The following is an 18954-nucleotide window of genomic DNA, read 5'->3' on the forward strand; positions in this document are numbered from 1 at the left end:
CCGCGGCCGGAACAGCTGCCGGGCGCGAGAGGGTCCAGGACCTCTGCGCGGAACCGGAGTCGAGGTGCGGCCCCGGAGGCGTACCCGGCCTCAGAGGCGTACGCGGAAGAGGGTGCGCGGGCGGCCCACCGCGGACTCCTCGCGCTGGCTGCCGATGGGTACGGCCAGGCCCGCGCGTTCCAGGCGCTTGAGCACGCGGCGGGCGGTGCGCTGCTGTACGGCCAGGTGGTCGGCGACCGCCTGGGCCGTCACACCCTCATCGGGGCGTACGTCGACCAGTTCGCGCAACCTGCTGAGCGTCTGCACGTTCAGCCCGACCCGGCGGGCCAGCAGCGCCAGGCTCTCGGGCCCCGAGGGCACCGGAAGGTCCTGGCCGTCGTCCCCCGCGGCCGCCTCGATGACGATGTCCACGTCGTCCCGCATCGACACCACGCCGGCGACCCCGCCGAGCGAGGCCGCCCGGTTCACCGCCCGCCGGGCAAGCGACTCCGCCTCCGCGGCCGTACGCCCGAGGCCGAAGCCGACGTGGGCCGTGGCGTGCCGGGCGGCCAGCGCGTCGAGCAGCGGGAGCCGGGTGAAGTGCTCGCTGGCCTTCTCCAGCACCCCCCGGGTGGTGACCACCAGCCGCCGCCCGTCGGGCAGATGGGCCAGCGCGCCGCCGAGCACCGCGAGGTCCGCGGCGAGGTCGTCGTCGTCGGCCGGCAGGTCAACGATGCCCAGCGCCACCTGGGCGTCTCCGCTGTGCGCCGCCGCCGTCGCCAGCACCAGCGCCTGCAGGGTGTCGCGGATGGAGTGCCGGGAGGGCGCCAGGCGCACCGCGTGCATCTCGCTGTCGAGGGCGTTGAAGGCCGAGCCCAGGCAGGTGATGGCCACCCGGGTGCCCTTCCTGCTGCGGGCGTTCAGGTGGAAGTCCACCAGGTCCTGGCCGGTCAGGCCCGGCCGGTAGGGCAGCACGTGCACGTGCTCGGTGGGCAGCTTCGCCTCGGTCAGCGTCTCCAGGACCTCCGCCCGCTGGAGGGTGTCGATGGAGATACGGGACACGTCGTGCCCGAGCCGCAGCAGTTCCACCAGTGCCCGCAGCAACGTCGCCCCGTTGTACGGCACATACATCGCCGGGCGGTCCAGCAGCCCTTCCGCGTGGGCCAGTGCGTGCGGCACCACACCGGTGAAGAGCAGGCCGTCGACGTCGGACCTGGCGCTGCGCACCACGTCGAGGGCGTCGTCCTCGTGCCCGTAGGGCCGGGGCACCAGGCGTACGGTGCCGGAGCCGCGCCCGACGGCCAGCACCTTCTGGACCAGGTCCTCGGGGCCGATCACCGCGACCGAGAGCATGTTCACCCCTTGATTCCGGTCATGGCGACGCTCTCCTGCACGTACCGCTGCCCGACCAGGTAGGCCAGGAAGATCGGTACGAGGGCGACGACCGAGCCGGCCAGCACCTGGTTGAGCGGCACGTTCTGCTGGTTCAGCGAGGCGATGCCGGTGGTGAGCGTCCGCATGTCCGGGCTCTGCCCGATCACCAGCGGCCACAGGAAGTCGTTCCAGTGCCACAGGAAGACGAAGATGCCGAGCGTCGCGAGGACCGGTTTGGTCAGCGGCAGCACGATGGACACGAAGACCCGCCACTCGGAGCAGCCGTCCAGCCGGGCCGCCTCGAACAGCTCGTCGGGCAGCGACTTGATGAACTGCCGCATCAGGAACACCGCCTGGGCGTTCGCCAGCGTCGGCAGGATCAGTCCCCAGTAGGTGTCCACGCCGTTGGTCTCGGCGATCAGGATGAAGGTGGGCACCAGCGTGACGTGGTAGGGCACCATCACCATCGCGACGAAGGACCAGAAGATCGGCTCCTTGCCGGGGAAGCGCTTCTTGGCGAAGGCGTAGCCGGCCATCGAGGACAGCAGCAGCACCATGACGACGGAGACGATCGAGTACACGCCGGTGTTCAGCGTCCAGCGCAGTACGTCCTGCGCGCCGAGGATCGTCGAGTACGCGCCCCCGTCGAGGTGCCAGGGCGTCAGGCTGCCGGGGAAGTGGATCGCCTCGGCGGGCTTGAGGGACAGGATCACCAGTGCGTAGAAGGGGAAGAGCGCGACCACCGACATGACGGCGAGCACCAGGCCGCGCCCGGTCCTGCGCAGCAGCCTGCCGCGGTCGGCGCGGCGGCGGGCGGCGTCGGCGGAGGCCTGCACGCCCGGGCCGGTCCTGCGGGGGCGGGACTCGGTGACGACGGTCATGTGTCCCTCCCCAGGATCAGCCGCTGGATGAGCGCCACGACGAGGGTCATGACGAACAGGGCGAGGCCGATGGCACCGGAATAGCCGAAGTCCATGTATTTGAAGCCCTGTTCGTACAGATCGAATACGAGAGTGTAGCTGGCGTGCGCGGGGCCGCCGCTCGTCATCATGTAGACGGAGTCGAAGGCCTGGAAGGACATCGTCGTCTCGATGACGGCGAGGAAGAACAGTGCGGGCCGCAACTGCGGGAAGACGATGTAGCGGAAGCGCTGCCAGGGTCCCGCGCCGTCCATGGTGGCCGCCTCCTCCAGCTCGCGCGGCACGTTCTGCAGCGCGGCCAGCAGGATGAGCATGCCGTAGCCGAACCGGGACCACACCCCGACCAGCGCGAGCGCCGGGATGACCATCGTGGTGTCCTCGAGCCAGGCGGTGTGCCCCAGGCCCACCCAGCCCATGACCGTCGACCAGGGGCCGCCGGCCGAGAAGACCCAGCGGAAGATCGCACCGGTCAGGACCAGGCTGGTGATCACCGGGAGGAAGAAGATCGAGCGGAAGAAGCGCACCCCGCGGAAGCCCCGCCGGGTCAGCAGCGCCATCCCCAGCGACGCGGCGATCGTGGTCGGCACCGCGAACAGGGCGTAGAGCAGGGTGACTTTGAGCGCCGACCAGAACACCGGGTCGTGCCACAGGCGCCGGAAGTTGGCCAGGCCCCGCCACTTGGCGGAGCCGCCCACCTGGTAGTCGAAGAAGCCGAGCAGCGAGCCGGCCACTGCGGGGCCGAAGCGGAAGACCAGGAAGAGCGCGAAGCACGGCAGCACGAACAGCATGCCCGCCACCGCGTCGCGCCGCGCCAGCGGCGAGCGGCGGCGGCCCTCGGGCGGGGCGAGTCCCCGCTTGCGGACGGTCAGTTGGGTGGCCACCCGGTTCCTCCTAGCTCGGTTCTTGGCTCGGTTCTTCCTGCGGGGCGCGGCGCCGACGGCGGGGCGGCAGGTCCGGCCCGCGCCGGTGAGGGCGCGGGCCGGGACGCCGGCCGACGGGCCGGCCGGGACTCGCCGGGGGTCAGCCCGTCATGAACTTGGCTTCCTTGGCCGCGTCCCTGAGCGCGTCCTCTGGGGACTTCTTGCCGATCAGCGCGGCCTGGATCTCCGGGGCCAGCACACCCATCACGTCACGCGCCTTCGGCACCAGCGGACCCACGTCGACCTGGTCCAGCGTCTTCTCCATCGCGCTCATCACCGGGTCGTCGGCGTAGAGGTCGTTGCCTGCCAGCGGGGAGAAGAAGCCGGCCTTCTTGTCGTAGGCGTCCATCTGCGCCTTGGCCGTCACGAAGTTGATCCACTTGGCCGCCGCGTCCTTGTCGCCGGCCTTCTTGAAGATCGACAGCCCGCCGACGGTTCCGTAGCCCACCTGCTTGACGTCCTTGAACTGCCCGACGACGTGGACGTTCTCCTTGCCCCAGTACTGCTGGACGTCGCCCGGCAGGTGCTGCCAGCTGCACGCCACCTTGTTCTGCGCGATGCGGGTCTGCTCGATGTTGGGGCTGGTCTTGGTGATCGGCGCCTTCTCGACGTAGCCGCCGTCGACGAGCTTCTTGAGGAAGGTCAGCGCCTTGACGCCCGCCGGGCTGTCGAAGGTGACGGACTTGCCGTCCTTGCTGAACACGTCACCGCCGGCCTCCCACAGCAGCGGGTAGAAGCTGATGTTCAGGCTGCCGGTGGCGTCGCCGTTGTAGGTGGTGATGTCGTAGCCCTTGGCCTTGAACTCCGGGGCCATCGCAAGCAGTTCGTCCCAGGTGGTGGGGTAGCGGGTCTCCCCCACCGCGTCGAACACCTTCTTGTTGCAGACCAGCGGCTCGGTGCTCATCAGCAGCGGGGCGTCCATGAGCTTGCCGTCCACGGTGGCCGCCTGGATCGCGGCGGGGCGGTACGCCTGCTTGGCCGCGGGGGTCATGTAGCGGTCGAAGGGCTCGATGTTCGGTGCGTACTTCGGGACCTGGTCGGGGATCAGATAGGCCACGTCCGGCCCCTTGCCGCCCGCGAGCGCGGTGGTCAGGGCCTCGTCGCGGTTGGCCCAGGGGAAGATCTCGACCTTGACGTCGTTCTTCGGGTTCGCCTTCTCGAAGGCCGCGACCTGCTCGTCCCAGTACGCGTGGTTCTGCTTGTCGTCCGCGATCACCGGATACGTCCACATCGTCACCGTGGACTTCCCGCTCCCGGAGTCCCCCGACCCGCCGCACCCTGCCAGCAGTGCACCGGCAACCGCCAGCGCGGTGGCGGCTATCGCGCTTCTGTGTCTCATCTGCGCTTCCTCGTCCTCTCCTGCCGTGACCCCGAGACGCCCGACCGCTGGGACAGCTGCCTTCCGGCCCGTTATGAGCGCAGCTCTCATCAGGTCAACCATTTCAGCCTGGACCTTAATTGCCCTGGAGTCTGCGCTTGTCAGGGGTGAGTGTCAATACCCATGGGCGGTTCAAGGCACCACCATGGACTGTTCCTTACTTATGTCCAGTACCGAAACTCCTGGCGGCGTCCGCCTCCTGGCCAGGACGCGCCGGTTGCGACTACGGGGTGGCGCCTGGGGCGTCCCGTTCTGTCAGGAGGGGGAGGTTCTTGGTCATGGACCTGTCCCACGTGCCGTCGTGGGACATCTTCTGCAGGGCCTTCCGCACGTCGTCCTCGATCGGGCTGAGCTTCGGCAGACCGATCCCGTAGTCCTCGTTGCTCAGCCTGAACCCGGCGAGTCTGAGGCTGCCGGCCTGCTGGTTGGCGTGCCCGGCCAGGTCCACGTCGTCTCCGGCGACCGCGTCGACCTCTCCGCTCGTCAGGGCGGCGATGCAGGCGTCGAGGCCGGGGCGCTCCGTGACGTCCGCACGGGTGGCCACGGTGGTGCTGACGGTGATGGTGGTGCTGCTGCCCGCCACCGTGCAGATCTTCTTGCCGTCCAGGTCGCCGCTGCTGCGGATGTCGGTCGTGTCGTCACGGAGCAGGACGTCGAGGTGGGCGGTCAGGTAGGGGCCGACGAAGTCGACGCGTTTCGCGCGGTCCTGGGTGATGAGGTAGCTGCCGATGAGGAAGTCGGCCTTCTTGTTCTCCAGGAGGTCTTCACGCCCGCCGGCCGTCACCTCCGTCCAGCGGATGTCGCCGGGCCGGTAGCCGAGTTCGCGGGCTATGTAGACGGCAGTGTCCACCTCGACCCCCGCATACGTGCCGTCGGGATTCCGCGCGGCGAGACCCGGGTGACCGGTCGTCAGGCCGATGGTGATCGTCTTTGCGGCCGTGGTGGCGCCCGTGGCCGCAGGGGCGGAGGCCGGCGTGCCCGACGGGCCCGCGGCCGCTCCGTGCTTCGGAGCGTCATCGGGAAGAAAGGCCCAGAGCGCCGAGCCGAGAGCTGCGACGGTGAGGGCGACGGCCAGCAGTCGGGCACGCCTGCCGCTGGGACGCCAACGCGTCGGCTGACCGGGGCGGGGCGGGCCGGGGCGAGCCGGACCACCTACCGGCGCGGGCGCGGCAGCAGGGCGGTTCAGCCGCACGGTGGTGGCGGACGCAGGCACCGGCGGGGCGGGGGGCGGCTCCAGCGCCTGGGCCAGCAGCCCGTCCAGGGCGGCGGCACCCGGACGCGCCCCGGACGCGCGCACCAGCGTCTGTATCAGCGCGGGCGCCAGCCGGCCCGCGTGGCGCGGTGGCGGGATGTCCTCGCCGAGTACGGCGGCGAGCGTCGCGAGGGCGTTGGCCCTGCGCAGCGGGTGGTGGCCCTCGACCGCGACGTACAGCGTCAGCGCCAGCGACCACAGGTCGGCAGCCGGCCCTCCCTCCCCGCCGCGCGCCCGCTCGGGCGCCATGTAGTCGGGGGTCCCGATCATGGACCCCTCGGTGGTCAGCGGGGACATCCCCTGGATTGCCGCGATACCGAAGTCGGTCAGCACCGGCGTACCGTCGCCTCGCAGCAGGATGTTGCCGGGCTTGATGTCCCGGTGCTGGATCCCGGCGGCATGCGCGGCCCGCAGGCCCGCCAGCACCCCGCGGCCGAGCGCCGCCGCCTCCTCCGGCCGGAGCGGCCCGGCAGCCAGCCGGTCCTGGAGCGACCGGCCCTCGACCAGTTCCATCACGATCCACGGGAAGGGGAAGTCGTCGCGGTCGATGACCTCGTGGACGGTCACCACGTTCGGGTGCTCGACACGCCCCAGCGCCTGCGCCTCGCGCAGCACGCGCGACCGCATCGTCATGGCCGTCCTGGCGTCGTGTTCCCCGAACCGGGGGTCGCGGGGGCGTACTTCCTTCAGCGCCACCTCCCGGTCCAGGAGCATGTCCCGTGCCCGCCAGACCCATCCCATGCCACCGCCGCCGAGCCGGTCCACAAGCTCGAAACGGCCATCGACGACGCGCGTCATCCTGCCCCTCCCACAGCCCTCCACGGTGCGTACGCCCGCAGTGATCGTGCGCTCACAGAATTATGGACCGGTACGTCTGGGAGCCCGGTTGCAGGCGGGGAGCTTGTTCCGATTCCGGCAAGGGACCCGCGCACCCCGCCGCGGGCACCTGACATCCCGGATCGCAGTCCCCTGGGGCAGCCTCGTCGCCCACCGCGACCGACGCCTGTGCGACCGGACCGCCCGATGCGAGTCCTGCGGGGTGCCCCCGCGCCAGGTCCGGCGCCCTGCCCGGTGGCGTGGCGGAATGAGCGGGACGGTGGCCGCGTTGACGCCGGAATGAGCGTTTCAGGAGGATTTGGCGGCTACGGGGAGGATGCCGCCGACGTCCGGGAGCGGCTGGACGCCGCCCGGGAGGAGGTGCGGGGGCGGATGGCCGCGCTGGCGCGGGAGTACGAGGGGATCGTCGCCGCCAACGAGCTGGTCGCCGTGGACGACGAGCACGACCCCGAGGGGGCGAGCACCGCCTTCGAGCGGGCGCACGTGGGGGCGCTGCTGGAACAGGCGCGGGAGCAGGAAGGCGCCCTGGAGCGGGCGGCGGAGCGGCTGGAGCAGGGGGAGTACGGGCGGTGCGAGGTGTGCGGCGAGCCGATCGCGGCGGAACGCCTGGAAGTGCTGCCGGCCGCGGCGACCTGCGTACGGTGCGCCGCGGCCCGCGGAAGGTGAACCGCGTCAGCGCTGCGGCTCGGGCAGCAGGAGGCCCAGCGCCAGCGCGACCGGGGGGATGGTGCACAGCACCGCCAGTGCCCCGCGGGGTCCGTGCGCGTCGGCCACCAGGCCCAGGACCGGGGAGAGCAGGCCGCCGACGCTGACGGCCAGGCCCAGTGTGACGCCGGCGGCCGTGCCGGGCCTGGTCGGCAGGTAGTCCTGGCCCAGCTTGACCAGCACCGCGAAGGGCAGGTTCAGCGCCACTCCGGTCAGCACCGCGAAAAGCAGCGGCACGAAGCGGCCGGGCGTCAGCAGAAGACCCGCCAGCATCGGCAGTACCAGCCCGCCGCCGATCTGCACGGTCCGCACCATGCCCAGCCGGTCGGCGAGCCGCCCGCCCAGCAGGGTGCCGCCGACACCGCCGGCCAGGAAGAGGGTGAGGGCGGCGCCGGCCAGACCGCGGGAGGCGTCGAGGTGGCGGATCCAGTACAGCTCGATGAAGGTGTTGACGCCGAAGAAGGCCACGGACCGCACCACTTCGACACAGGTCAGCACCGCGAAGGGCCGCCACCGGTCGGTCCCGCCCTGCGCGGCCCGCGGCGGTGCGGCGGCCTGCCGCCTGCGCTGGTGCCGCAGCAGCGCGAAGGCGGTGAGCACGGCGGGCGGGATGAACAGCGCGGTGGCCCCCACGCCCCAGGCGATCAGGGCGGGGGTGGCGAGCGCTGGCGCCAGGAAGAAGCCGACGCTGCCGCCGGCCGCGAAGACGCTCATCGCCGCCGCACTGTCGCCCGCGGACTCGCGGGCCGCCTTGCCGGCCGCCGGGTGGAACATGGCCACGCCGAGGCCGGACAGCAGGATCAGCGACCACACCGCCGCGTAGGAGGGCACGAGCCCGGACAGCCCGAGGCCGAGCCCGGCGAGCGCCACGCCCGCCGCCGCGAGCCAGCCCAGCCGCAGCCGGTCGACGGCCACCCCGACGAAGGGCTGCGGCACCGAACTGCCCAGCGTGGCGGCCAGGGTGAGGCCGGAGGCGGCGACGTAGCTGTAGTGCCGGTCGAGGACGAAGTACGGCACGCTGGCCGGCACCAGGCCCTGGTAGAGGTCGTCGACGGCGTGCGCGACGCCCCACAGGCGCATCCGCCGCCAGATGCCGGGACCGGGGGGTGAGCCGGACGTTGCCGAGGCCGACGCGGGGCCGGTGAGCTGGGTCATGGCAACAGCCTCGCCAATGCGCCGCAGCGGGGGCCATCAGTACTCTGCCTGTTTGTGTCGCCAACCCGCCAACCTGCCCGCCAAGGCCCCGACCAGCCTTCCCGGACGCCGGCCGAGACCGAGGCCGCCCGGCCCGAACCGGCCCCCGCCGGCCCCGTCCCGCACGAGCCACTCCCCGGTCCGACCGACCGCACCCTGACCCACCGCGAACGCATCCACTGGCACTTCCACCGCGAACACCAGCTCATCCACCCCAGCCACGGCGTCCTGCGGGTCTTCACCGCCGCCGGCGCCTGGGTCGTGCCGCCGCACCGGGCGGTCTGGGTACCGGCCGGAATCGCGCACGCCCACCAGGCGCACGGCCACACCCGTATGCGTACGCTGTCCTTCCCCGCGAAAGCGGCACCGCTGCGCACCGACCGGCCGACGGTCCTGGCGGTGGGGCCGCTGCTGCGCGAGGTGATCGTCAGCCTCAGCGACGACACGGCGGCTCCCGGCCGCACCGCCCGGCAGCGCAGGACGCTTGAACAGGTGGCGATCGACGAGCTGCGGCAGGCCGACGACCTGCCGCTGCTGCTGCCGGCTCCCGCCGACGACCGGCTGCGGTCCGTGGCGGCACTGCTGCACGAGGACCCGGCCGACCCGCGCACGCTCGCCGAGCTGGGTGCCGCGGTGGGGGCGAGCGAGCGGACGCTGAGCCGGCTCTTCCGCCGCGAGATGGGCATGAGCTTCCCGCAGTGGCGCACCCAACTGCGGCTGCACCACTCGCTGATCCTGCTGGCCGCGGGGACGACGGTGACCGCGACGGCCACGGCGTGCGGCTACACGCACACCAGCGCCTTCATCGAGGCCTTCCGGCACGCTTTCGGCACGACACCCGGCCGCCACCGCCAGCCGGCTCTCCCCTGAGGGGCGACTCTCCCCCGAACCCGGCGGAACCGCCCGGGCAAGCCTCCGGCGGAACCTCCAGGGCCACAGGAATCCGCTCCCGCCTCCTGGACACCGACGACCTGACGTGTTGTCATGCCCATTAAGACAACGTCCTTCCAACGTTGTACAAGCGCCGCCCGCCGGCGCACCCGGCCGCGAGAAGGGACCCCCCGTGCCCACACCCTGGTCGCCACCCGGCCCGCGACGGGCCGCCGCCACCCTGCTCGCGGCCGCGGCCGCCCTGGCCACCGCCCTGGCCACGGTCGCCGCCCTGCTCCTCCCGCTGGCGGGCAACGCCACCGCCGCCCCCGCGGTGTGCGCGCTGGCCTGCGACACCCTCGACCCCTCGCGCGCGCCCGCCGAGACCTTCCCGGTGCCGAACGTGAACCTCAACGGCCGCCTGCTCGAACTGCACGTGGACGACGCCGACGGCATGGCCTGGGCCAGCATCGACCAGGGCGCCACCGGCGACTCGGTGTGGCTGGACCGCTCCTGGGACGGCGGCGCCACCTGGGACGGCCTGCTCGGCAAGGCGTCGATCCCGGCCACGTGGACCGGCACCAGGACCCTCATGTACAACCTGTACGACCCGGTCGGCCACCGCCGCGCGGTCCTGCGGGCGTGCGGCGACGCCCAGGGCGTCACGTGCACGCAGTGGGCGCGGCAGAGCGTGTGCGCGGCGGCCTGCGACGGCGCGGGCCAGGCGGCGGGCGACACCCAGCCGGTCGCGCCCACCACGTTGAACGGCCGCACGATCGCCCTGCACATCGACGGCTCCGGCATGGCCTGGGGCACGGTCTCCGGCGGCACCGCCGGCGACGAGGTCTGGCTCGACCGGTCGTGGGACGGCGGCGCGAGCTGGCCAGACGGGTCGGGCAAGGGCCGCACCAGCGTGCCCGCAGGCGCGACCGGGACGGGGACCGCGCGGTTCAACACCAGTGATCCGCTGGGCCGGCTGTACGGGGGCGCGGTGCGCGCCTGCGGGCGGGCGGTGGAGGGCCAGAACGGCAGCTGCACCGCGTGGGCGCGTCCCACTGGCTCGCGCACGGCGGCCGCCGCCGACGCGCTGATGTACTCCTACGACCCCAACCAGGCCTACTGGCCGTCGAGTTGGTGGAACTCCGCGGTCGCGGTCGCCACCGTGGTGGACTACGCGCGGCAGACCGGCGACACCCGCTACACCTGGATCGTCGACCGCACCTTCCAGGTGAACAAGGGGACCTTCCCCGCCGGCGCCCGCAGCTCCGACCCGATCGAGGGCGACTTCGTCAGCCGCGCCACCGACGACGCCGAGTGGTGGGCGCTGGCCTGGATCGACGCCTACGACCTCACGCACGACAGCCGGTACCTGCACGAGGCGGTGACCATCGCCTCCTACGTCAACGGGCTCTGGGACACCTCCACCTGCGGCGGCGGGGTGTGGTGGGACCGCGAGCGCACGTACAAGAACGCGGTGACCAACGGGCTGTGGGTGCGGCTGACCGCCGAGCTGCACAACCGGCTGGCGGGCGACAGCCTCTGGCTCGGGCGGGCGACCACCGCCTGGACGTGGTTCACCCGCAGCGGCCTGATCAACTCCTCCGGGCTGGTCAACGACGGCCTCACCGCCTCGTGCGGCAACAACGGCCAGACCGTGTGGAGCTACAACCAGGGCCTGGCCATCGGCGCCGGGGTGGAGGTCTACCGCGCCACCGGGGACCCCGCGGCGCTGAGCACCGCCCGCCGGCTCGCCGACGCGGCGGTCGCCTCGCCCGCCCTGGTGGCCTCGGGGCTGCTGACCGAGTCCTGCGACGCGCCCACCGCCGAATGCGACGACAACGGCAAGCAGTTCAAGGGCGTCTTCATGCGCTACCTCCAGGACCTGGACGCGGTCACCGGCAACGCCTACCACGCCTTCGCCCAGACCCAGGCGGACAGCATCTGGAACCACGACCGCGACAGCCTCAACCGGCTCGGCGAGCGCTGGTCGGGCGCCGGCACCACGGCCCACCCGAACGCCAGGGACTGGCGCACCCAGGCCTCCGCCCTGAGCGCGCTCCTTGCCGCGGGCTGATCCCGGCCGCCAGAATTGGTCTACACCTTGACGCCGATGTGGTGGGCGGGTCCCATGGGATGACTGCGTGCGGCCGTTCGGAGGGAGACTTGTGAGACTGCTCGGTACGGTTCCCCGGCTCGCCGGATCACTGCTGCTGGTGCTCGCGGCGGGCGCCTCCGCCCTCGGCGTGGCCTCGGCCCACTCCCGACCCCACTCCCCCGGCTCGCCCGGCGCCGCGGTGCGGCCGCTCGGCCAGATCGTGCCCGCGCCCGCCCAGGTGCACCCGGCGGGCGCCCCCTTCACGCTCACACCGTCGGCCCGTATCCGGGTCGCCGGGCACGCGCGCGACGTCCGCGACGTCGGCAGCTACCTGGCCGGGCTGCTGCGCCCGTCCACCGGTTACGCCCTGCCGGTCGTCCAGGACGGCGGCCCCGGCGGCGGCCACGACGTACGGCTCGCCCTCACCTCGGGGGACAGCGCCCTCGGCGCCGAGGGCTACCGCCTCGACTCGGGTCCCGGCGGCGTCACGCTGACCGCCCGCACCTCTGCGGGCCTCTTCCACGGCGTCCAGACGCTGCGCCAGCTGCTGCCCGCCGCCGTCGAGAAGCGCACCCCGCAGCACGGCCCGTGGCAGGTCGCGGGCGGCACCGTCACGGACGTGCCGCGCTACGCCTACCGCGGGGCGATGCTCGACGTCTCCCGGCACTTCTTCACCGTCGCGCAGGTCGAGAAGTACATCGACGAGCTGGCGCTGTACAAGATCAACGAGCTGCACCTGCACCTGTCGGACGACCAGGGCTGGCGTATCGCGGTCAACTCCTGGCCTCGGCTGGCCGCCTACGGCGGGTCGACCGCGGTCGGCGGCGGCGCCGGCGGCTTCTACACCAAGGCGCAGTACGCGCAGATCGTCGGCTATGCCGCGTCCCGCCACCTGGAGGTCGTGCCGGAGATCGACATGCCCTCGCACACCGACGCGGCGCTCGCCTCGTACGCGCAGCTCAACTGCGACGGTGTCGCACCGCCCCTCTACACCGGCACGGAGGTGGGGTTCAGCTCGCTGTGCGTGCCCAAGGACGTGACGTACGCCTTCGTGGACGACGTGATCCGCGAGCTGGCCGCGATCACCCCCGGCCGCTACCTGCACATCGGCGGCGACGAGGCGCACTCGACCAGCCAGGCGGACTACGTGGCCTTCATGAACCGCGCGCAGGCCGTCGTCCAGAAGTACGGCAAGACCGTCATGGGCTGGCACCAGATCACCTCGGCGACACCCGTCCCGGGCGCGGTGGCCGAGTACTGGGGCTACGACGAGACCGGCGCCGCCGAGCGCGCCCAGGTCGCCGCGGCGGCCCAGGCGGGCACCCGGCTGGTGCTGGCACCGGCCGACCGCTCCTACCTGGACATGAAGTACGACGAGGACACCCGGCTCGGCCAGGACTGGGCGGGCACCGTCGAGGTGGACCGCTCCTACGGCTGGGACCCCGGCACCTACCTGGCGGATGCGGGGGTGCCGGCGAGCGCGGTGCTGGGCGTCGAGGCGCCGCTGTGGACCGAGACGATCACCAGCAGCGACGACATCGAGGCCATGGCCTTCCCCCGCCTCCCGGGCATCGCGGAACTCGGCTGGTCGCCCGCGTCCACGCACGACTGGACGGCCTACAAGGTGCGCCTGGCGGCCCAGGGTCCGCGGATGGCGGCGCTCGGCATCGACTTCTACCGCTCGCCCCTGGTCGACTGGCCCGCGAACAGCTGACCGGCCACCGGCGGCCGGCGCCATCACCCGCCGGCCGCCGGAACGGACAGGCCCTACGGCTGCAGGCGGGTCACCTGCCAGGCCTGGTCCTGGAGTTCGTAGCGCAGCCTGCGGTGGAGGCGGTCGGGGTCGGCGGACCAGAACTCCACCACCGACGGGCGCAGCCGGTAGCCGGTGTAGCGGTCAGGGCGCGGCAGGGCGGCGTCGACGGCGGCCAGGCGCGCGGCCTCGTCGCGCAGCGCGGAGACGTCGGGCAGCGGTTCGCTCTGCCGGGAGGCGACCGTCATGGCGTGCAGCGGGTACGGGCGGCCGTACCACAGGGCGTCGGACTCGGCCTCGGCGCTCTGCTCGACGGGGCCCGACAGGACGAGCTGCTGGCCGGTCTCGCGCCAGTAGAAGACGCCCGACGCCCAGCCGGTCGCGGCCATGTCGCGGCCCTTGCGGCTGCTGGAGTGGGTGGTGAACAGCGCCCCGCTGTCGGTCACCTCGATGACGGCGACCATCCGGTTGGAGACCCGGCCCTGCGCATCGGCGGTGGCCAGGGCCATGGCGAGCGCTTCGCGGACGCCGCGCTCCGCGGCCTGCCCGACCCAGGCGCGCACCAGCCCCATGGGTTCCGGCGGCGGCGCGTCGTACTCGGGGAAGGCCAGGCCGACCTCGCCGCTGAGGATCTCCAGCCTGCTGGTGCCCGTACCGGTGTCACTCATGCGTTGGCGTCCTCTCTCACACGTAGATGGTGCCGCGGGCGACTACTACCCCGTGGCCGCCGACCCTGACCTCGTCGATGCGCTCGGCGGACCCCTCGGCGGTGGCCAGCATGCGGGAGGGGCGGCCCAGTTCGACCCCTTGGAAGATCTCCAGCTCCTCCCCGTATCCGGCCAGCCCGTGCCGGGCCGCGTGGATGGCCAGCGGTCCTGCGGCCGAGCCGGTGGCCGCGTCCTCGACCACACCGTAGGCGGGCGAGAACATCCGGGTACGCCACCGGGTGCCGCCGCCGGCGAAGCAGTTGGCGGCCATGTCGGGGAACCTGGCGAGCGCCCGGTGGTCGGGTTCGAGTGCCGACAGGGCGCGCACGCTGGGCAGCCCGACGAAGACGTGCCGGGGGCCGTTGCGGTAGATGTCGACCGGCACCGTGGACGACTCGACGCCGAGCGCCGCCAGCAGCTCCGAAGCGTGCTCGTACGGCCGCCAGTTGGGCACCGGCTGGCGCATCCGCACGGCCGCGGCCCCGCCGTCCTCGGTGACCTCGAAGGGGATGACGCCCATCGCGGTCTCCAGCCGCAGCCGGTCCTTGTGCAGGGACCGGCTCACCGCGACGGCGGTGCCGAGCAGCGGATGGCCGGCGAAGGGCAGTTCGTTGACGGGGGTGAAGATCCGGATCCTGGCGTCGCCGCCGCTCTCCGGCGGCAGGACGAAGGTGACCTCGGAGAGGTTCATCTCCTTGGCGATCCGCTGCATCAGATCGGCCGACAGGTCGGCGGCGTCGAAGAACACGGCCACCGGGTTCCCGGCCAGCGGTTCCCGGGCGAAGGCGTCCACGACGGCGTACTCGTGCATGGGATCACTCCAGGGTGGGGGGTCTGCGCTCCAGGGCATGTCCTAGGCGGCGAACACCGGGCCGAGCCCGTGCAGTGCCGCCGTCTCGAAGGCGCCCTCCACCACGGCCTCGACGTCGAAGCCGTAGCGGTGGGTGGGCGGGTAGCCGATGATCTCCGCGGCGCGGTTGGGCGGCATCGCGGCGGGTCTGCCGGCCTCCCAGAGCATCACCGCACCCCAGCGGTTGTGCTCCCGGTCGGCCATCCAGAACTTCAGCCGCAGCCCCTCGACGGCGCCCCACTGCTCCGCCGTGCCGTCCCGCAGGTGGTCGCGCAGCGAGTCGACGGTCGCGGCGGAGCCGTCCAGGTCCCACCAGGCGATGTCAACGCGCATGGCGCAGCGCTCCCCTGATGGTCTCGGCCACGATGCGCGGCCCGCCCACGGTGAGCACGGACTCGGCGTGGAACTGCAGCGAGGCGAAGTGCGGGCCGCGCAGGGCGTGCACCTCACCGGTGAGCGGGTCGCGGCTGACCCGCACGGACCCGACGCCCTCGGCATGGTGGGTGTCGCGGGCGCTGCGGGCGGCGAAGGTGTTGTAGAAGCCGACGCGTTCGCGGGCGCCGAACAGCTCGATCTCCCGCTGCACCCCCTGGTTGGGGGCTTTCAGCCGGGTCAGGTCCAGGCCCAGCCGTGCGCTGAGCACCTGGTGGCTCAGGCACACCGCGACGAAAGGGCGGCGCTCGGCCAGCAGGGCGTCGGTCGCCGCCCGCAGGCTGCCGATCTTCGGGTCCCGCTCCGAGCGCGGGTCGCCGGGCCCCGGCCCCATCACCACCAGGTCGTAGCCGTCCGCGGCGGCCTCGTCGTAGCGGCGGATCTCCACCTGCATGCCCAGGGTGCCCAGCTGCAGGGCGAGCATCGCGGTGAAGGAGTCCTCGGCGTCGACGACCAGGGTCTTGAGCCCCGCGAGGTCGGCGAGCGCCCCCTGCAGCCGGGTGTCGGGGTCGCGGAGCCAGAAGTCGCCTATGCCGGTGTTGCGCCGGCGCAGGGTGGCGAGCACGTCGGGGTGGTGGGCGAAGCGCGGCCCCTCGTCGGCCTCCAGCGCGGCCAGCAGCCCGGAGACCTTGGCGCGGGTCTCGGCCGCCTCGGCGTCCGGGTCCGAGTGGCGTACGAGGGTGGAGCCGGCCGCGATCCGCACCCGGCCCTCGGCGTCGATGTCGGCGGTGCGGATCAGGATGGCGGAGTCCATGGTGCGCTCCCCGCCGGCGTCCCTGCCGATCAGTGCGGCGACCCCGCTGTAGTAGCCGCGGCCCGCGGGCTCGTACCGGCTGATCACCCGGGCCGCGCTCTCCACCGGGCTGCCGGTGACGGTGGGGGCGAACATCGTCTCCCGCAGCACCTCCCGCGGGTCGCGGTCGGAGCGGCCCTCCACGAAGTACTCGGTGTGGGCGAGCCGCGACATCTCCCGCAGATACGGGCCGGTGATGCGGGCGCCGCGCTCGCAGATCCTGGCCATGGTCTTGAGTTCCTCGTCCAGCACCATGTACAGCTCGTCGGTCTCCTTGCGGTCGGCGAGGAAGTCCGTGACGCCGGCGAGGGTGGGACCGCCGGGCGGGTAGCGGTAGGTGCCGCTGATCGGGTTCATCACGGCGGTGCCGCCGCTGAGCGAGACGTGCCGCTCGGGGCTGGCGCCGACGAAGGTGCGCCGGCCGGTGTGGATGACGAAGGTCCAGTACGCGCCCTGCTCCCCGGTCAGCAGCCGGCGGAAGAAGGACAGCGCGTTGCGTACGGAGTAGTCGCCGATGTCCACCAGCAGGGAGCGCTTGATGACGAAGTTGGCGCCTTCGCCGGTGCCGATCTCGTCCGCGACGACCCGGCGGACGAGGTCGGCGTACTCCTCGTCCTCCACGTCGAAGCGGCGGTTGCTGAGGGCCGCCGGCGCCTGCGGCACGCGGGCGGCGACCTCGGAGACGGGCAGCTGCTGGTGCCCGCTCACCGACATCGCCAGCAGCGGTTCCCCGTCGTCGGGTGCCGCGAACCCCCGCTCGGCGAGCTGCCGGTAGGGCACCAGGACCAGCACCTCGGGGCGGGCGCCCGCGGGGGGCAGGTCGGTGAGCGGGAGGTCGGCCAGCGACGCGTACGGGGACACGTCCCCGACCAGGACGTCGACGGTGCCGGGCGAGCCGTCCGGCCCGAGCCGGTGGAGCAGTGCGAAGGAGGGCGGTTCCTGGGCCAGGATCCGGTCGAGCAGGTCGCCGTCGGGCTGCGTGGCCGGCGCGTTCATACGGAGAGAACCCCTTCGAACGTCGGGAGGGCGTGGACGGGCAGTACCGCACGTTCGGAGACTGCATTTGGTTCGGGTTTCATCTTCATGCGTCCTGCAATTGCAGCGCACAAGTCAACTCGCCGGCAGCTTCTGCAGACTAACGACGGCCCGCTCGAAACGTCCAGCAGCCCCTTGGGGATCAGCCAATCGTTGGCCGAAAGAACGATATCCGCTGCCCGCGAACGGCCCCCGCTCCCCGCGTCGCGGTGCCGACTTGACACCGGCGCCCCCGATCGCTGATGGTCGAAAACGTCGTGCGCCGGGCACGGGTCGAGCACGGGATTGCGAGGTCGTGATGAGTGAATTCGACGAGAACACCGAGTTACGCCGCAGGCATCGCGCGGTGGTCGAGGACTATCTCAGCAGGCAGGGCGAGAACAGGCTGACCCGCTATCTCCTCTTCACCGAGGACGGCAGCGCGGGACTGTATACGGGTGACAAGACGGAGCCGATCGTCTCCCGCGGTCACGAGAAGCTCAAGGCGCACGGCGAGTGGTCGCTGAAGATGTTTCCCGACTGGGTGTGGTATGACATCTCGATCTTCGAGACCCAGGACCCCAACCGATTCTGGGCCGAATGCGAAGGTGAGGGCGCCATTCTTTACCCGTCCTACCCGCCTGGCCACTACAGGAATCACTTCATTCATTCCTTCGACCTCTCCGACGGAAAGATCGTGACGCAGCGGGAGTTCATGAACCCTTTCAACCAGCTGCGCGCGCTCGGCATCGAGATTCCGGTCATCAACCGCGGCGGCATCCCCACCTGAGGAGGAACCGGTGTGGCAGGAGGTTCCGCAGTGACGATGGACGGTACGGCGGCGAAGATCGACCTGAAGGCGGCGCAGGAGGCCGTCGAGCTGATCACCGGCGGCTGGCGCGCCCAGTGCCTGCACACCGCGCTCACCATGGGCATCCCCGACCACCTCGCGGCCGGCCGGACCACCGACGCCCAGCTCGCGGAGGCGACCGGCGCCCTGCAGGAGGGTGTGCACCGCCTGATGCGGCTGCTGGTCGCGATGGGCGTGTTCGAGGGCGACGGGGAGGGCGGCTACCGCAACACGGCGGTCAGCGGCGTCCTGCTCGACAGGCCGGACTCGCTGCGGAACATGTGCCTGCTCTACGGCGCGGAGTTCTACACCGCATGGGGCCACGCGCCCGCCGCGATCAGCACCCTCACCTCCGGCTTCGAACTCGCCTACGGTGAACCGCTGTACAGCTACCTCAGCCACGACCACGACGCGAACAAGCGCTTCCAGCTCGCCATGAAGTCCGGCAACCTCTTCTTCGACCACGTCCCGCAGGCCGTGGACTTCGCCGGCCGCTCCTTCGCCGACATCGGCGGCGGCATCGGCCAGTTGACCGCGGCGATCCTGGCAGCGGTGCCGGACACGCACGGCACGCTGCTCGACCGGGAGCACGTGGTGCCCGTCGCGGCCCGCAACCTCGCGGGCTCGGTGGGGCTCGACCGGGTCGAACTCGTCGGCGGGGACATGTTCCAGGCGGTGCCGCAGGGCAGGGACGTCTACCTGCTGTGCCGGGTGCTCGCGGGGTGGAGCGACGACGCGGTGGTCGGACTGTTCGAGAACTGCCGCAAGGCCATGGCCGATCCGTCGGCGCGGCTGGTGATCCTGGAGCGCGTGGTCGCAGACGAGGACTCCTCCGTGCTGGCGGCGCTGTGGGACCTGCACCTGCTGATGACCAACGGCGGCCGGCACCGCACCCTCGGCGCATTCACCGCGATGCTCGACCGGGCCGGTTTCGACGTGGAGCGGGTCGCGGAACTGCCGGCCCAGACCACCGCCGTGATCGCGGCGCCCCGCACCGTCTGACGACCTCCCCGGCCCGGTCCCGGAGCCAG

Annotated in this window: 16 protein-coding genes; 6 read left to right on the forward strand and 10 right to left on the reverse strand. The window is 72.2% G+C overall.

Annotation, left to right across the window (positions count from 1 at the left end):
- Positions 1-90: 90 nt before the first annotated feature.
- The 5 genes from JT723_RS19110 to JT723_RS19130 all read right to left on the reverse strand — a co-directional run bounded on the left by JT723_RS19110 (position 91) and on the right by JT723_RS19130 (position 6621).
- Positions 91-1332, reverse strand: a complete 1242-nt coding sequence (locus tag JT723_RS19110; protein WP_205046003.1) for a hypothetical protein — start codon at positions 1330-1332, stop codon at positions 91-93.
- A 2-nt stretch (positions 1333-1334) separates the two neighbouring features.
- On the reverse strand, positions 1335-2102 hold the full coding sequence (locus tag JT723_RS19115; RefSeq protein ID WP_259442917.1) for a carbohydrate ABC transporter permease: 768 nt from the start codon (positions 2100-2102) through the stop codon (positions 1335-1337).
- 128 nt (positions 2103-2230) lie between these two features.
- On the reverse strand, positions 2231-3154 hold the full coding sequence (locus tag JT723_RS19120; RefSeq protein ID WP_251512619.1) for a carbohydrate ABC transporter permease: 924 nt from the start codon (positions 3152-3154) through the stop codon (positions 2231-2233).
- A 139-nt stretch (positions 3155-3293) separates the two neighbouring features.
- Positions 3294-4532, reverse strand: a complete 1239-nt coding sequence (locus tag JT723_RS19125; protein WP_205045905.1) for an ABC transporter substrate-binding protein — start codon at positions 4530-4532, stop codon at positions 3294-3296.
- A gap of 262 nt (positions 4533-4794) precedes the next feature.
- Positions 4795-6621 (reverse strand): serine/threonine-protein kinase, encoded by a 1827-nt coding sequence (locus JT723_RS19130; RefSeq protein ID WP_205045906.1) that lies wholly within the window; start codon positions 6619-6621, stop codon positions 4795-4797.
- A gap of 318 nt (positions 6622-6939) precedes the next feature.
- Between JT723_RS19130 and JT723_RS19135 the strand changes: the two genes are divergently transcribed.
- Complete coding sequence (locus tag JT723_RS19135) at positions 6940-7326, forward strand: TraR/DksA family transcriptional regulator (RefSeq protein ID WP_205045907.1); 387 nt, start codon at positions 6940-6942, stop codon at positions 7324-7326.
- A 6-nt stretch (positions 7327-7332) separates the two neighbouring features.
- On the opposite strand, the gene JT723_RS19140 is transcribed toward JT723_RS19135, so the two are convergent.
- Positions 7333-8520 (reverse strand): MFS transporter, encoded by a 1188-nt coding sequence (locus tag JT723_RS19140; protein ID WP_307794017.1) that lies wholly within the window; start codon positions 8518-8520, stop codon positions 7333-7335.
- Between the two features lie 54 nt (positions 8521-8574).
- On the opposite strand from JT723_RS19140, the gene JT723_RS19145 reads away from it, so the two are divergent.
- From JT723_RS19145 to JT723_RS19155, 3 genes are all read left to right on the forward strand, one after another.
- On the forward strand, positions 8575-9429 hold the full coding sequence (locus JT723_RS19145; protein WP_251512620.1) for an AraC family transcriptional regulator: 855 nt from the start codon (positions 8575-8577) through the stop codon (positions 9427-9429).
- Positions 9430-9622: 193 nt separating this feature from the next.
- Positions 9623-11503, forward strand: a complete 1881-nt coding sequence (locus tag JT723_RS19150) for a glycoside hydrolase family 76 protein (RefSeq protein ID WP_307794018.1) — start codon at positions 9623-9625, stop codon at positions 11501-11503.
- A 91-nt stretch (positions 11504-11594) separates the two neighbouring features.
- Positions 11595-13238 (forward strand): beta-N-acetylhexosaminidase, encoded by a 1644-nt coding sequence (locus JT723_RS19155; RefSeq protein WP_205045908.1) that lies wholly within the window; start codon positions 11595-11597, stop codon positions 13236-13238.
- 53 nt (positions 13239-13291) lie between these two features.
- Here JT723_RS19155 and phzG read toward each other — a convergent pair whose 3' ends face one another.
- The 4 genes from phzG to JT723_RS19175 are packed head-to-tail and all read right to left on the reverse strand — an operon-like array spanning position 13292 to position 17055.
- Entirely contained in the window at positions 13292-13945 is a 654-nt protein-coding gene (gene phzG / locus JT723_RS19160) for a phenazine biosynthesis FMN-dependent oxidase PhzG (protein ID WP_205045909.1), read from the reverse strand.
- 16 nt (positions 13946-13961) lie between these two features.
- Complete coding sequence (locus JT723_RS19165; protein WP_205045910.1) at positions 13962-14795, reverse strand: PhzF family phenazine biosynthesis protein; 834 nt, start codon at positions 14793-14795, stop codon at positions 13962-13964.
- A gap of 42 nt (positions 14796-14837) precedes the next feature.
- On the reverse strand, positions 14838-15167 hold the full coding sequence (locus JT723_RS19170) for a hypothetical protein (protein ID WP_205045911.1): 330 nt from the start codon (positions 15165-15167) through the stop codon (positions 14838-14840).
- Positions 15157-17055: an anthranilate synthase family protein gene (locus JT723_RS19175; protein WP_205045912.1), complete on the reverse strand. Its 1899-nt coding sequence runs from the start codon at positions 17053-17055 to the stop codon at positions 15157-15159. Before JT723_RS19175 ends, JT723_RS19170 begins: the two co-directional genes overlap by 11 nt.
- A 337-nt stretch (positions 17056-17392) precedes the next feature.
- On the opposite strand from JT723_RS19175, the gene JT723_RS19180 reads away from it, so the two are divergent.
- Positions 17393-17863 (forward strand): PhzA/PhzB family protein, encoded by a 471-nt coding sequence (locus JT723_RS19180; protein ID WP_205045913.1) that lies wholly within the window; start codon positions 17393-17395, stop codon positions 17861-17863.
- A 36-nt stretch (positions 17864-17899) separates the two neighbouring features.
- Entirely contained in the window at positions 17900-18925 is a 1026-nt protein-coding gene (locus JT723_RS19185; protein ID WP_205046008.1) for a methyltransferase, read from the forward strand.
- Positions 18926-18954: the final 29 nt, after the last annotated feature.

It is taken from the genome of Actinacidiphila bryophytorum (assembly GCF_016916835.1).
Taxonomy (GTDB): Bacteria; Actinomycetota; Actinomycetes; order Streptomycetales; family Streptomycetaceae; genus Actinacidiphila; species Actinacidiphila bryophytorum.

Bases quoted from the DNA above. Each gene is read 5' to 3' on its own strand.
- JT723_RS19135 (WP_205045907.1), top strand. From the start codon at position 6,940: ATGAGCGTTTCAGGAGGATTTGGCGGCTACGGGGAGGATGCCGCCGAC.
- JT723_RS19140 (WP_307794017.1), bottom strand. From the start codon at position 8,520: ATGACCCAGCTCACCGGCCCCGCGTCGGCCTCGGCAACGTCCGGCTCA.
- JT723_RS19165 (WP_205045910.1), bottom strand. From the start codon at position 14,795: ATGCACGAGTACGCCGTCGTGGACGCCTTCGCCCGGGAACCGCTGGCC.
- JT723_RS19115 (WP_259442917.1), bottom strand. From the start codon at position 2,102: ATGTCGGTGGTCGCGCTCTTCCCCTTCTACGCACTGGTGATCCTGTCC.
- JT723_RS19180 (WP_205045913.1), top strand. From the start codon at position 17,393: ATGAGTGAATTCGACGAGAACACCGAGTTACGCCGCAGGCATCGCGCG.
- phzG (WP_205045909.1), bottom strand. From the start codon at position 13,945: ATGAGTGACACCGGTACGGGCACCAGCAGGCTGGAGATCCTCAGCGGC.
- JT723_RS19175 (WP_205045912.1), bottom strand. From the start codon at position 17,055: ATGAACGCGCCGGCCACGCAGCCCGACGGCGACCTGCTCGACCGGATC.
- JT723_RS19110 (WP_205046003.1), bottom strand. From the start codon at position 1,332: ATGCTCTCGGTCGCGGTGATCGGCCCCGAGGACCTGGTCCAGAAGGTG.
- JT723_RS19125 (WP_205045905.1), bottom strand. From the start codon at position 4,532: ATGAGACACAGAAGCGCGATAGCCGCCACCGCGCTGGCGGTTGCCGGT.
- JT723_RS19185 (WP_205046008.1), top strand. From the start codon at position 17,900: ATGGACGGTACGGCGGCGAAGATCGACCTGAAGGCGGCGCAGGAGGCC.
- JT723_RS19130 (WP_205045906.1), bottom strand. From the start codon at position 6,621: ATGACGCGCGTCGTCGATGGCCGTTTCGAGCTTGTGGACCGGCTCGGC.
- JT723_RS19170 (WP_205045911.1), bottom strand. From the start codon at position 15,167: ATGCGCGTTGACATCGCCTGGTGGGACCTGGACGGCTCCGCCGCGACC.